The sequence below is a fragment of the Sphingomonas ginsenosidivorax genome (assembly GCF_007995065.1).
Taxonomy (GTDB): Bacteria; Pseudomonadota; Alphaproteobacteria; order Sphingomonadales; family Sphingomonadaceae; genus Sphingomonas; species Sphingomonas ginsenosidivorax.
The window spans coordinates 96339-109768 of record NZ_VOQR01000002.1 but is presented as its reverse complement, the minus strand read 5'-3'; the positions used below and the strand labels follow the sequence as shown (position 1 = coordinate 109768).

Genomic DNA, 13430 nt, shown 5'->3' with positions numbered 1-13430 from the left:
CCGAACGTCGGATCGAAGCCTAAAACAGCACGTGCTATCAGTTACCGTATCCTCCTGCTTCGCTCTGCAGGGTGCCAGACAACCCATAGGGAAACTGAAAGCACGAGAGTTTCCGGGATAAGGTAACAGATAGCACGAGAAGCGGAGCGCGCCTCTCGGCCGGTGAGGCCTCAATCCACTACTGTGCCGACGACGGCACCCCCGGCTCCACCCACGGTCACGCCCTTCTTCACGTCACCGTCGGTGGCCGCTGCGACGCCGGCGCCCCCCGCCGCGCCCAGCCCCGCGCCCTTCAGCGTCGAGCAAGCGGACAGGCCGCTCATGGCCAGCGTGAGCGCGGCGAGCGAGAAAATGGTCTTCACGGTTTTGTATCATTTGGTCAGTCATCGAGCGCGAACTGCGATGATCGGAGTGATGAATTAGGAAGCGGCCGTGTGAAAGCGAGCCGAGCACATGCTCAAGGCCCAAAGGTCGCCGCGGGGAGCTCAAGCGTCGCTTTAATGCCGGGATCAGCCGCGTCGTTCGCCAGACGGACCTCGTAGGTGCCAGCGGCGATCCGCCACAGGCGGGCGGTCGCGTCGTACCGCGCCAGCAGCCGGGGATCGATCCGCACCTCTATCCGCTCACGGGCCGCCGGGGCGAGATCGACGCGATCGAATCCGGCCAGTCGCGTGACGAAGCCACCCTTGCCGGGGCGGGCGACGTAGAGTTGCGGCACTGCCGCGCCCGCGCGGGCGCCGGTGTTGGCGACCGTGAAGACGGCGGTGATGCTGCCCTTGTCGGCCTGTACAGACAGGTCGCCGTGCCGGAAGCTGGTGTAAGACAGGCCGTGGCCGAACGGAAACAGCGGCGTCAGACCCTGCCTCGCATACCAGCGATAGCCGACGTCGGACCCTTCGACATCATAGTCGACATGGAACACGCCGCCTTTGGGTTTCAGACCGGGGTTCGACGTCGTCGTTTCAGGATCGCGCTGGTCGGGATGCGGTAGCTGCGCGACGCTTGCCGGGAACGTTATGGGCAGATGCCCCGACGGATTGACCCGACCGAACAGCACCCCTGCAATCGCCTCGCCGCCGCCTGATCCAGGATAGAAGGCGGCGATGACCGCGGGGACGTTGGCGAGCCACGGCATCGCCACCGGGCCGCCGGACTCCAGCACGACGATCGTCTTCGCATTGGCGCCCGCCACGCCGTCGATTAGCGCGTCCTGATCGTCGGGTAGGCCGAGCCCCTGCATGTCGAGCCCTTCCGACCGCCATTCCTCGGCAAAAATGACGACGATATCGGCCTTGCGCGCCGCGGTGATCGCGGCGGAGCGATCGGTCCCGTCGAGGAAGTCGACCTGCGCCGCATTGGCCTCTGCACGGATCGCGTTCAGTGGCGAGGAAGGGTGATAGACCTTCTTCATCTCCGTGCCCATGAACGACATGCCCTCGGTTTCGAGGCTGCCGACCGGGGTCACCGCTGACGAGCCCCCGCCCGCGAGCACGCCAACATCGGCGCGGCGGCCGATGACGAGGATGCGCTTCGCCCCCTTGGCGAGCGGCAGCGCGTCGCCTTCGTTCTTGAGCAGCACGAGCCCGCGCTCGGCCGCCCGCTGCGCGACCAGACGGTGCGCCATATAGTCGATCGGCGCGCCGGGCTGCGGCGGATTGTCGATGACGCCGACCGCATAGAGGCTGCGCAACTGCCGGCGCACCATGTCGTCGATCCGGGTCTGCGGGACTTTGCCCGCGGCGACCGCGGCCTGCAGCGGCGCGCCGAAATAGGGATCGGGATCGAGGTTGGCCCCCGACTGCACGTCGAGACCCGCGAGCGCCGCCTTGACCGTCGAATGGACCGCGCCCCAATCGGACATCACCCATCCCGGATAGCGCCACTCGCCCTTGAGGACGGTGTTGATGAGATAGGCGTTCTCCGACGCCCAGTGGCCGTTCACGAGGTTGTAGCCCGGCATCACCGCTCCCGGCTGGCCGATCTCGATCGCGATCTTGAACGCGAGTAGGTCGGACTCGTGCATGGCGGCGGGCGACAGGTCGGAGCTGACCAGGACGCGGCCGGTCTCCTGCGCGTTGACCGCGAAATGCTTGACGGTGGCGACGACGCCCTGCGACTGGATGCCGGCGACCGAATTGCCCGCGATGATCCCCGTCAGCAGCGGATCCTCGGAGACATATTCGAAGTTGCGGCCGCCACGCGGCTCGCGGATCAGGTTTGCGCCGCCGGCGAGCTGGACGGTGAAGCCCTTGGCGCGCGCCTCCTGCCCGACCAGCGCACCCGTTTCGCGCGCACCCTCGGGATCGAACGCGGCGCCGAGCAGCAGCGAGGAGGGCAGCGCGGTCGCGTTGTCGCCGGGGCGGACGCCACCGAGGTTGCCGACACCCAGGCTGGCGTCGCTCTGCTGCTGCGCGGGGATGCCAAGGCGCGGGATGGCGGGGTAATAGGCCGCCGAGCCGAGCGCGCCTTCGGGCTTCTTCGTGTCGCCGATCGGGATCGCCATCGGGCCGGAGATCCACGCGAACTTCTCGTCCTGCGTCATCTGCGCGACCGTCCTAGCGGCGCGCGCGTCCGGCGTACCCTCTGTTTCATGCGAATCGCTTTGGGGCTGCGCAACAGCGACGTGCGGCGACAACGACGATAATACGGCGCACGACACAGCGAGGCGGACCTTGGCAGGCATGACGATCTCCGGCAGGGATTTAACTATTAAAGATACGAGCAGTATCTTTAGTTCCATCGCGAAGTCGATTGTTCATGACGTGGCGTGTATTCATCCGTTATGATGGACGACCGATCGACGCTGGCGCAGGCGGACCCGAAGCGCAGGCAAGGCCGCCCGAGCGAGGCCGAACGGCGTGTCATCGACGAGCGCCTGATCGACGCCGCGTTCGAGATCTTCAGCGCGCAGGGGTTCGAGGCCGCCCGGATGGACAGGGTCGCGGCCGCTGCCGGCATCACGAAGATGTCGCTGTACCGACGCTTCCCCGGCAAGGGCGAGTTACTGGCTGCGGTGATCCAGCGTCAAGCCGCGCAATTGCACGCCGACATCCCGGTGCCGCCGATCGCGGCCGACCCGGTTGCCGACATCAAGGCGCTGATGTGGGCCTATCGGGAGCGGATCGGGGCCGAGCGGATGCTCGCGCTGCAGCGGCTGGCGCTCACGGCGTTGCGGGAAGACGCCGTGCGTCGGGCGCTCGCCGATGTGCGCGCACGCTATGTCGCGCCGGTCGACATGCTGGTCGACGCGGCGAAGGCGGACGGCGCGTTGCCGGCGTTGCCGACCGAGGAGCTCCGGGAGATCCTGTTCGACCTGCTCGTCAACGACGCGGCATCGCTGCCGCTGCACGGCTATCCGTCGGTCGACGACCAACGCCGGATTTTCCGCCAGCGCTGGCAGGTTCTGGAACAGGGATTACTGCAAGACGCAGCTACCAGTTCCTGACGGTATCGTTGGCGACACATCCGCAGTCGGTATCCTCCGCAGACATGGAGTCTCGGCTGACTGTCTGCTGGTCGAATGCCGCATTTCGTACGATGGCTGTGTACGCTACTCGCGCCTTTATCTGCGAGGGAACAACGGGCTGAAGCCGGGGGCGGCCGACCGCTCGTCGATGTCCGAGACGGGATGAGCGCTGAACAGGAGAGCCCCGTCATTCTCTTGGAATGCGCTCTTACGACCCCGCTTTCAATCGAGCGTGCCTGTCAGCATCAGGTGACGAACATCCTCCGCTGTCTGGTTGACCGCGCCCAGCTGCTCGATGAGCTGCGCCGGCCGACTTCCCCTCAGACCCGCAAGCGTCAGCTCCTTGTCGCGGACGTAGGTGTACATCCCGCTGACCGCGAAGGCGGTGACATGGCCGATACGCTGCTTCTGCTCGTCGATAGTGCGGGAAAAGCTGTCCGACGCGAAGAAGCGCCGCCGTGTGAGTGGCGTGGCGAAGGTCAGGTCCAGGATCGCCAGCCGTTCGCGTTCAGGCGGCACGGTATGGGCGACATCCGGCGCAGGCGGTGCAGGAGCGGCATTGTCATAGGCGTCCGGCAGATGCAGCCGAACGCGCAGTAGCGCCGGGTCGGTCGCGAGCGTCTCGGCGAAAGACGCCATGAAGGCCGCGAACGCCTCCGGAACTCTGGCGCCCGGACCGAAATGGACGTGCATCCGGTCGAGCGTGTCGTTGCCGTTGGGGCTCGGCTCCGCGATCCGATCCACCAGCGTCCGCGAGCCTTGGGGAAGCGCATAGGCAATCGTCGCGGCGAACATGTTCTGCTCATCCGAGAACAGGATGGATGACGCTTCGTTGAAGACGGCTTGATCGGCAGCGTTTGCAAAGCCGATCTCCACGCCGCCATCGAGCACATAGTCTGGAAACGGCGCGATCCCCTCCTGCGCAGGCCAGAGGTGCGCGTCCTGTTCGCGGTTGAGATGGTATTGGACGTACCAGGCCAGCCCCGGCACCCGCGAGCAGAGCGGGCCATGGACGTCGCGCCAGTAGGTCGCGAACACCTCGTGCGGGACCTGCTGCCGCTTCAGGACGGTCGTGTAGGTGTTGATCGCGATGGCGGCGTCGCGATCCGCGTAGTCAGCGTCGGGGCGATGTTCATGGGTCATGGCAGGTCTCGTGTCTGTCGGGTCAGGGGATCAGGCGATCGGTGCGCAACTGCTCGAACAGCGCAAAGAACGCATCGTCGGTAGGTTGGTAGCCCGTGAAGCCGAGCCTGCGGCTCTTCGACATGTCGGTCACCACCTCGATCGGTCGGCCGAGATCGGCATCGGTGTGCCACGGCGATGCGAGCCGGGAGAGGTCGGGTTCGACCAGATGGTCCCGCTCGGCGATGCGGCGCCACAACTCTGCGTCGTCCGCCATCTGTTGCTCGAGCGGCTGCGGCGTGCCGTCGAACGGTGCTGCCTCCAACCCGAACCATTTGGCGATGCGGGCCCACATCCACTGCCAGCGGAAGACGTCGCCGTTGACGATGTTGAACGCCTGATCGTGCGCCGCTTCGGTTTCCGCGGCCCAGAGAAGCTGCCGAGCGAGCTGTCCGGCATCGGTCATGTCGGTAAGCCCCGACCATTGCGCGGCCGAGCCGGGAAAGGTGAAGGGACGACCGGTCTCGCGGCAGAGGGTGGCGTAGACGGCAAGCGTCGTTCCCATGTTCATCGCGTTGCCGACCGCCTTGCCAATCACGGTATGCGGGCGGTGAACGCTCCAGGTGAAGCCGTCGCGCTCAGCGGCCGCGAATACCTCGTCCTCCTGCGCATAATAGAAGTTCTCGATGTCGAGCCGGCCTTGTTCCTCCCGGAACGGCGTCTGCGGCAGCTTGCCTTTACCATAGGCCTCGAACGGCCCGAGATAATGCTTGAGCCCGGTGACGAGCGCCACGTGGCGCGGCCGGGTCGGCTTGGGCAATCCGTGGAGGAGGTTGCGCACCATCGCCGAGTTGACGCGGATGTTCTCCGCCTCGCTGTCCTGCCGCAGCCAGGTTGTGATAAACACCGCGTCGGGTTCGATGCCGAAAAGCGCCGTCTTTGTCGCTTCGGCATCCTGCAGATCGGCCACGACCGGGTGCACGTTCGCCTGTCCGGTTGGCCGACGGGCAAGCCCATGCACCGTCCATCCCTGCTCGACGAGAAGCGCTGCGGTTGCGCTGCCGACGATGCCGCTTGCGCCCACTACCAATGCCGTCTTCGTCATACTGGTCTTTCCCTCGATCTCGATCATGCAGAGCTAGGCAGCGTCGCGGCCGGGTTCTAGACGGCACCAAACAGGCAACCAGGCACCAAGAGGTACCCACCGATGCAGCCCGGATCGACCGAGGACGAGTGGCGCGAGGACTGCGCACCGCGGCGCGTACTGGCGTTGTTCGCGACCAAGTGGACAAGCATGGTCCTGCACACGCTCCACGTGCGTCATCAGGGTGCCTGCCGGACAGGTGCTCTTCAGCGTAGCCTGCCGGGCGTGTCCAAGAAGATGCTGACCCAGACGCTGCGCGAAATGGAGGAGGTGGGGCTTGTCACCCGCCACGTGCAGAGTGCGATCCCGCCGGCGGTCGAATACAGGCTCACACCGCTCGGCCAACGCTTCGTGGAGCCCGTCGAGCTGCTCTACGCCTGGGGACGCGACAACGCGGACGCGCTTGACCAGCTCGGCAGCAGATCCTCTGCAAGAAGGCCCTGATTGCAGGACTAGACCGCGCTCTGATCAGAATGGACGAGCGTCTGACATCCCGACGCCCTGATCGGACTGTCATTGACCGATCCCGAACCTTTAATCGACCCTGATGTAGCTGAATAGGAAGCGACGATCACACCAGAGCGGGAGCGTTAGCAGTCGAAAGCTCTTCAGGCGTCTTGGCGGCTGGCCCGATCTGGAACCACAAGGCGTAAAGCGCGGGCAGGAACACCAGGGTGAGGACGGTGCCGCCGAGCGTACCGCCGATCAGCGTCACCGCCATCGATCCCCAGAACACCGAACTGATCAGCGGCACGAACGCGAGCACTGCGGCGAGCGCGGTCAGGATCACCGGTCGCGAGCGCTGCACCGTCGCCTCGACCACCGCATCGTACGGGGCCATACCGCCGCGTTCGTGATCGTGGATCTGGCCGATCAGGATCAGCGTGTTGCGCATCAGAATGCCCGCCAGCGCGATCAGCCCGAGGATGGCGTTGAAGCCGAACGGTTGCCCCGTCACCAGCAACGTCGGCACGACGCCCACCAGCCCCAGCGGTGCGGTGAGCAGCACGATCGCCATCGCGGACAGGCTGCGGACCTGCAGGATGATGACGACCATCATCAGCACGATCATGATCGGGAAGATCGGCGCAAGCGCCTTGTTGGCCTTGCCGGCTTCCTCGATCGAGCCGGCCATGTCGATGTGGTAGCCCGTCGGCAGCGTCGTGATCAGTGGCTGAAGTTTTTCCAACATAGCGGTGGAGACGTCGGGGGGCTGGAGGCCGTCGGCGATGTCGCCGCGCACCGTGATCGTCGGCACGCGGTCGCGACGCTGGAGGATCGGATCCTCCATCCGCACGTCGATCTGGCCGATCTGGCTGACGGGCACGCGCTGTCCGGCGCTGCCGGTCAGCGTGTAGTCGCCGATCCGGGCGGGATCGAGCCGATCCGCGCCCGCAGACCGCGCGACCACGTCGACGGTGCGGATGTCCTCGCGCGCCTGGCTGACCACCGCGCCGGTGAGCAGGAACTGCAATTGTTCGGCGACGTCGCCCGAGGTCAGGCCGAACGCGCGCAGCCGATCCTGATCGAGCACGAAGTGCAGCGCGGGAGCGCGGTCGCCCCAGTCGGCGTTGACCGTCCGCATCGACGGATCGGCTTGCAGCACGCCTTGCGCCCTCGCCGCGATCGTGCGGACGGTCGCGAGGTCCGGGCCGCTGACGCGGAAGGCGACGGGGAAGGGGGAATAGGGGCCGAAGGTTAGTTTCGTCGCGCGCACCCGCGCCTGCGGAGCGAGCCCGTTTACGGCGGCCTGGCGCAACCTGACGGCCAGCGCGTCGCGCGCGTCCTCGTCGGGGGTGAGGACGATGATCTTGGCGAAGGACGGATCGGGCAGTTCGGGCGACAGCGACAGGAAGAAGCGCGGCGCGCCCTGTCCGACATAGCTGGTGACGATCGTCGCCTCGGGCTGCTTGCGCAGCCACGCCTCGATCTGGCGGGCCGCGGCATCGGTCTGCGCGATCGCGGTGCCCTTGGGCATCTGCACCTCCACCAGCACCTCGGGCCGGTCGGAGGCGGGAAAGAACTGTTTCTTGACCAGCGCCATCCCTGCGCCGGCGACCAGGAACGCCGCCAGCGTCGTCAGCGTGACGAGCAGCTTGCGGCGGACCGCCCAAGCGATCAGCCCGCGCACCTTCTCGTAGCGCGGGGTCCGGTAGATCGCGTCGTGACCGCCCGCCACGGTCTTGATGTCCGGCAGCAGCTTGACGCCCATGTACGGCGTGAAGATCACCGCGACGAACCACGACGCGATCAGCGCGAAGCCGACGACCCAGAAGATGTTGCCCGCATATTCGCCCGCGGTCGACTGCGCGAAGCCGACCGGCATCAACCCGATGACGGTGACCAGCGTGCCCGCGAGCATCGGCGCGGCGGTGTGGCTCCAGGCATAGGCGGACGCGCGGATGCGGTCGTAGCCCTCCTCCATCTTTACCACCATCATCTCGATCGCGATGATCGCGTCGTCGACCAGCAGGCCAAGCGCGAGGATCAGCGCGCCCAGCGTGATGCGGTCGAGCGCGCGGCCCGTCGCCCACATCACCACCAGCACCACCGCCAGCGTCAGCGGAACCGCGGCGGCGACGACGATGCCGACGCGCCAGCCCAGACTGACCAGGCTGACGACCATGACGATCGCCAGCGCCTCGAGGAAGGTGTGCATGAACTGGTCGACCGAGTCGGCGATGTTGACCGCCTGATCGGTGACCGGCGTCAGCGTCATGCCGAGCGGCAGTTCGGCGCTGATCTTCGCCACCTCGTCCTTAAGCGATCGGCCGAGGTCGAGGCCGTTCCAGCCCTCGCGCATGACGACGCCGAGCAGCAGCGCCGGTTCGCCCTGGCTGCGCACGAGGAAGGTCGCGGGATCCTCGTAGCCGCGCGTGACAGTCGCGATCTCGGACAGGCGCAGCGTGTTGCCGCGCGCGACGATCGGCAGGTCGCGGATCTTCGCCAGATCGTCGAACGCGCCGTCGAGCCGCACGACGACCTGTTGCCCCTTGCTCTCGATCGCGCCCGCAGGCGTGACGAGGTTCTGCCTCGCGAGTGCGGCGAAGATGTCGCGCGGCGACACGCCGAGCGTCGCCAGCCGTTCCTCCGCGAACTCGACATAGATGCGTTCCGGGCGCTCGCCGACGATGTTGATCTTGTTGACGCCGGGGACGTGGAGCAGGCGCTGGCGCAACTGCTCCGCCTCGCGTGCGAGCAGGCGTTGCGGCTCGCCCTTCACCTTGAGCGCGTAGAGCGCGAAGGTGACGTCGGCATATTCGTCGTTGACGAAGGGCCCCACGACGCCGCGCGGCAGGCTGGCGGCCTCGTCGGACATCTTCTTGCGCGCCTGGTAGAACTCGTCCGCGACCGCGGCGGGCGGCGTGGTGTCGCGCAGCGTCAGCGTGGTGAAGGCGAGGCCGGGGCGCGTGAACGTCTCGCTGCGGTCGTACCAGCGCAGCTCCTGCAGGCGCTTCTCCAGCGGCTCGGCGACCTGATCCTGCATCTCCTGCGCGGTCGCGCCGGGCCAAGCGGTGACGACGGTCAGCACCTTGATCGTGAAGCTGGGATCCTCCGCGCGGCCGAGCTTCGTGAACGCGACGACGCCCGCCACGATGATCGCGATCAGGAAGAACAGCGTCACAGATCGCTCGCGCACCGCCAGCGCGGACAGGTTGAAGCGCGACGGGGTATCGCGCCGATCGTCGGGCCGACCGCTCATCGGGCCGCACCCGGCGCCGAGGCCGCGATGCGGACCCGCTGGCCCTGATGCAGCATATGCGCGCCCATCGCGACGAAGCGTTGCCCAGCGGCAAGCCCGGCCGCGACCATCGCGGTTTCCTCGCCGATCGCCGCCACCCGGACGGGGTGCCACGCGACCGTCGGCGTGGCGCCGGCGCGGACGATCCACACCCCCGGCCCGCGCCCGGTGTCGCGCAGCGCGCCGAGCGGCACCTCCATGCCCGCGGCCTTGCCCGGCAGGGCGAGCGCGACGGTGACGGTCGAGCCGAGCGGCGCGTGCGCCGCTGCCCCGCCCAGCACATAGCGCGCCTCGAACGTGCGCGATGCCGGATCGGCGGAGTCCGCCAATTGGCGCAGCGTCGCGCTGCCCCCGCTGCCGTCGATCGTGCGCGTGCGCGCGACCGAGCCCAGCCGTGGGCGCAGCGTTTCGGGCAATTGGACCAGCGCCTCACGCGGTCCCGACCGCGCCACGCGCACGACGAGCTGCCCTGCGGCGACGACCTGGCCCGGCTCGGCGAGCGTCTCCACCACGGTGCCGTCGGCATCCGCAAGCAGCGTAGCATAGCCAATTTCGTTGCGCGTCTGCCGCGCCTGCGCCTGCGCCGCGGACAGTTGCGCGCGGGCGGCGTCCGCTGCGGCCTTCGCCTGATCGTAGGCGGAAGCGGACACCGCGCCGGCGCCGACCAGATCGCGAAAGCGCCGTTCATCCGCCGCCGTCTGCCCGGCGCGTGCGCGGGCCGCGTCGACGGTGCCGAGCGAGGCGCGCGTCGCCAGCGCCAGATCGGCGGCATCGATCCGCATCAGCGGCTGGCCGCGGCGTACGACCTGCCCCGCATCGACGAGCCGCGCGACGACCTTGCCACCGATGCGAAAGCCCAGGTCGCTCTGCACGCGGGCCGCGACGATCCCGGTGAACTCGCGGGTGGCATCGCTCGCCGGACTGGCGGTCGTCACGCGAACCAATGGCGGCTGCGTACGGGGATCGGGCGCGGCATGGCCGCACCCCGCTACCGCTCCACCGAGCAGGATCGGGGCGGCGATGACACGATAATGACAGCTGTTCGGCACGCGACGATCCCTCCACGACGAGGCGGATCAATGTCGTCGAGTTACCGATATGTCAACCGGTCACATCTGATTGTCAGGGCGCTAGGCTGCGCAAGATCAGGCTGGTCACCTCGTTCTGCGCGTCCGGCAGCAGGTCGAGATTGCGTTCGAGGTGGAGCGGATCGATGAACGGCATCATCGCGTAGAAGATCGCGCGGCAGGTTTCGTCGAGCGGCGTCTTGCGCTCGAACTCGCCGTTTTCGCGGCCTTCGCGGACGAGCTCCTCGACGATCGAACGCAGCGTCGCCGCATAATGTCTCGCGGAATTCCATTGCTCGAGCGCGGACAGCGCGGCGACCTCGTAGATCTTGCGATCGTCGAAGAACAGCGCGACGCTCAGCGCGGTCACGCTACGGAACATCCGCCGGAACCGGTCGGTCGCGGTGCCGCCCTCGTCCATCGCGACACGCGCCTCCGCGATGATCCGGTCGAGCCGATCGCGGCAGATCGCCTCGCCGATCGCCTGCTTGGAGTCGAAGAAGCGGTAGATGTACGCCTTCGAGAATCCGATGGTGCGCGCGAGGTCGGCGACGGTCGTCTTCTGATAGCCGTAGCGCGCAAAGCAGGCGTTGGCGGCTTCGATGATCTGGTCGCGCACGACATGCTCTGCAGGGCCGCGCGCTAGGGTCTCGGGGGTCTGTGCCTGGCTCATCAGTCCCAATAATCCGATGTACCCGCATTGACAACAAGTGACCGATACGTCCATCAGTTACTCGATGCTGTGACCAACGAGCTGTCTGAGGTGTTCGAGATGCAATCCTTGCCGCGTGCGCCGATGTCGATCCTCGCCCTGCTGCTGGCGTCCGGCTGCGCGGTCGGGCCGCACTATGTCGCCCCGGTGTCGTCTGCGCCCGCGACCTATGTCGGCGGCGCGTCGGTCGAGGCGCGTGTCGTCGGCGCCGATGCCGTCGACATGGTGCGCTGGTGGCAGTCGTTCGGCGATCCGACCCTCACCGGACTGGTCGAGCAGGCATTGGCGCAGAACCTCGATCTTCGGCAGGCGCAGGTACGCGTCGTGCAGGCGCGCGCCGCGCTCGGGACCGCCAATGCCGCGCTGCTGCCGTCGGGGCAGGTCAGCGGGCAGGCGGGCGAGGTCTATCAATCGCTGGAGACGCCGATCGGACGTATCGGCAGCGCCTTTCCGCAATTCGAACGCTCGACCGAGACGTACGAGGCGAACCTGGGTGCGAGCTGGGAGCTCGACGCGTTCGGCGGGCGCGACGCCGCGCGCGATGCGGCGCGCGCGGACTGGCAGGCATCGGCGGCGGGCGCGATCGCGGCCCGGCTGGCGGTCGCGGCACAGACTGCGGACAGCTACATCCTCGTGCGCGCCTTGCAGGGACGGCTCGACGTCGCGCGCGCGCAGGCCGCCACCCAACGGCGCCTCGTCGATCTGATCGCGCTGCAATATCGCAAGGGCGTTGCCGCCGAACTCCAGCTTCGACAGGCGGAAGGGGCCGCGGCACAGGTCCGCGCGAGCGTGCCGGCGCTCCAGAACCAGCTCGATATCGCGATGAACGCGCTCGACGTGCTCGTCGGTGCGCAGCCCGGCGCGACCCGGTCGCAGCTCGGCGTGCCGGCCGCCATACCGTCGCCTCCGAAGGTCTCGGCCGCGGGTGGCCCGGCCGCGCTGTTGCGGCGGCGGCCCGACATCATAGCGGCCGAGCGGACGCTGGCGGCGTCGAACGCCCGGATCGGCGCGGCGATAGCGGAATATTACCCCAAATTCTCGCTCAGCGGTCTTATCGGGTCTGCGACGACGGCGGCAGGCGGGCTGTTCGGCGGCAATGCGACGCAGGCCAACGGCGTGCTGGGCTTGCGCTGGCGCCTGTTCGACTTCGGCCGGGTCGATGCGGAGATCCGCGCGGCGAGGGGGCGCAACGCGGAAGCGCTGGCGGCCTACCGCCTGACCGTGCTGCGCGCTTCGCAGGATGTTGAGGATGCGTTCTCGACGCTCGTCCAGCAGGAAGCGCGCGCCGCAGCGCTGACGCAGGGCGAGGCGTCGCTGGCGCGCGCGCGGGCGACGTCGGACGCCGCGTATCGGGGCGGCGTCGTCAGCCTGGTCGAGGTGCTGGACGCGGATCGACGCCTGCTGGAGACGCGCGACGGCGCGATCCAGGCGCGCGCGGCGGCAAGCCGCGGCGCAGTGGCATCGTTCCGCGCGTTGGGCGGAGGATGGGATCCGGTCGGCGTCGCAGCGCCGGTAGATGGCGGCGCGGTGATGGCCAGCCGCTAAAGCTGAAGGAGAGAATGACGATGTCATCGACCACGACCGACGGTCCCGACGGGCTCGCACAGGTGCGCGCGCTGCTCGCGGCCGGACGGCAGCCGCCGCTCGGCGAGAAGCTGGGGATCGCGCTGATCGAGGCGGATCACGGCCACGCCGTCTTCGAAGCCACGCCCGACGGTAGCTCATACAACCCGATGGGAGGGGTGCATGGCGGCTACATCGCGACGATCCTTGACAGCGCCTGCGGCATCGCCGCTCATACCGCGCTGAAACCGGGATACGGCTATACGACGCTGGAATTGAAGGTGTCGTTCGTAAAGGGACTCAGCAGCACCAGCGGCACGGTCCGCGCAACTGGCCGCCTGATCTCGATGGGGCGGCGCGCCGCGTTCACTGAAGCTACGCTTACTAACGACAAGGGTCAGGTCTGCGCGACCGCGACTTCAACGTTGCTGGTGTTCGAGGTGCCAACTGGAAGGTAGCTGGCGCGTTCCTCACAGCATCGTCCAAACCCTTCGCTAAATTGCGTGAGTTCTGGCGCGCAGGTGTAGACCTACAGCTACTGCGTCAGTTTAATCATTACAAGAGGGGGGCAAACCCTGGGCGCCCTGGTAAGCTTGCGACTAAAGAGGGGAGGG

Annotated in this window: 11 protein-coding genes; 4 read left to right on the top strand and 7 right to left on the bottom strand. The window is 67.5% G+C overall.

All coding sequences use genetic code 11. From position 1 onward, the window contains the following. Positions 1-170: 170 nt before the first annotated feature. Together FSB78_RS18670 and FSB78_RS18665 are read right to left on the bottom strand one after the other, a co-directional pair. Positions 171-362, bottom strand: a complete 192-nt coding sequence (locus FSB78_RS18670; RefSeq protein ID WP_147084390.1) for a hypothetical protein — start codon at positions 360-362, stop codon at positions 171-173. Between the two features lie 95 nt (positions 363-457). Continuing rightward, positions 458-2542, bottom strand: a complete 2085-nt coding sequence (locus FSB78_RS18665; RefSeq protein ID WP_147084389.1) for a beta-glucosidase — start codon at positions 2540-2542, stop codon at positions 458-460. Between the two features lie 243 nt (positions 2543-2785). Between FSB78_RS18665 and FSB78_RS18660 the strand changes: the two genes are divergently transcribed. Beyond that, positions 2786-3445: a TetR/AcrR family transcriptional regulator gene (locus FSB78_RS18660; protein WP_158638047.1), complete on the top strand. Its 660-nt coding sequence runs from the start codon at positions 2786-2788 to the stop codon at positions 3443-3445. Positions 3446-3688: 243 nt separating this feature from the next. On the opposite strand, the gene FSB78_RS18655 is transcribed toward FSB78_RS18660, so the two are convergent. After that, the gene (locus tag FSB78_RS18655; RefSeq protein WP_147084387.1) at positions 3689-4609 is read right to left on the bottom strand and encodes an EthD domain-containing protein; all 921 of its coding nucleotides are present in this window, start codon (positions 4607-4609) and stop codon (positions 3689-3691) included. 22 nt (positions 4610-4631) lie between these two features. After that, positions 4632-5693 carry an SDR family oxidoreductase gene (locus FSB78_RS18650; RefSeq protein ID WP_147084441.1) on the bottom strand — a complete coding sequence of 354 codons (1062 nt, stop codon included), beginning with the start codon at positions 5691-5693 and terminating at the stop codon, positions 4632-4634. Between the two features lie 102 nt (positions 5694-5795). Between FSB78_RS18650 and FSB78_RS18645 the strand changes: the two genes are divergently transcribed. After that, positions 5796-6176: a winged helix-turn-helix transcriptional regulator gene (locus tag FSB78_RS18645; RefSeq protein ID WP_147084386.1), complete on the top strand. Its 381-nt coding sequence runs from the start codon at positions 5796-5798 to the stop codon at positions 6174-6176. Between the two features lie 127 nt (positions 6177-6303). On the opposite strand, the gene FSB78_RS18640 is transcribed toward FSB78_RS18645, so the two are convergent. The 3 genes from FSB78_RS18640 to FSB78_RS18630 form a co-directional block, all read right to left on the bottom strand. Then, positions 6304-9435, bottom strand: a complete 3132-nt coding sequence (locus tag FSB78_RS18640; protein WP_147084385.1) for an efflux RND transporter permease subunit — start codon at positions 9433-9435, stop codon at positions 6304-6306. Further along, positions 9432-10523: an efflux RND transporter periplasmic adaptor subunit gene (locus FSB78_RS18635; RefSeq protein ID WP_147084384.1), complete on the bottom strand. Its 1092-nt coding sequence runs from the start codon at positions 10521-10523 to the stop codon at positions 9432-9434. Before FSB78_RS18635 ends, FSB78_RS18640 begins: the two co-directional genes overlap by 4 nt. A gap of 73 nt (positions 10524-10596) precedes the next feature. After that, on the bottom strand, positions 10597-11214 hold the full coding sequence (locus FSB78_RS18630) for a TetR/AcrR family transcriptional regulator (protein ID WP_147084383.1): 618 nt from the start codon (positions 11212-11214) through the stop codon (positions 10597-10599). 69 nt (positions 11215-11283) lie between these two features. On the opposite strand from FSB78_RS18630, the gene FSB78_RS18625 reads away from it, so the two are divergent. Further along, positions 11284-12798, top strand: coding sequence for an efflux transporter outer membrane subunit (locus FSB78_RS18625; protein ID WP_242008460.1), 1515 nt, complete (start codon positions 11284-11286; stop codon positions 12796-12798). Positions 12799-12818: 20 nt separating this feature from the next. Beyond that, a complete protein-coding gene (locus FSB78_RS18620; RefSeq protein WP_199743319.1) occupies positions 12819-13274 on the top strand; it encodes a PaaI family thioesterase in 456 nt (151 codons plus the stop codon). Positions 13275-13430 lie beyond the last annotated feature (156 nt).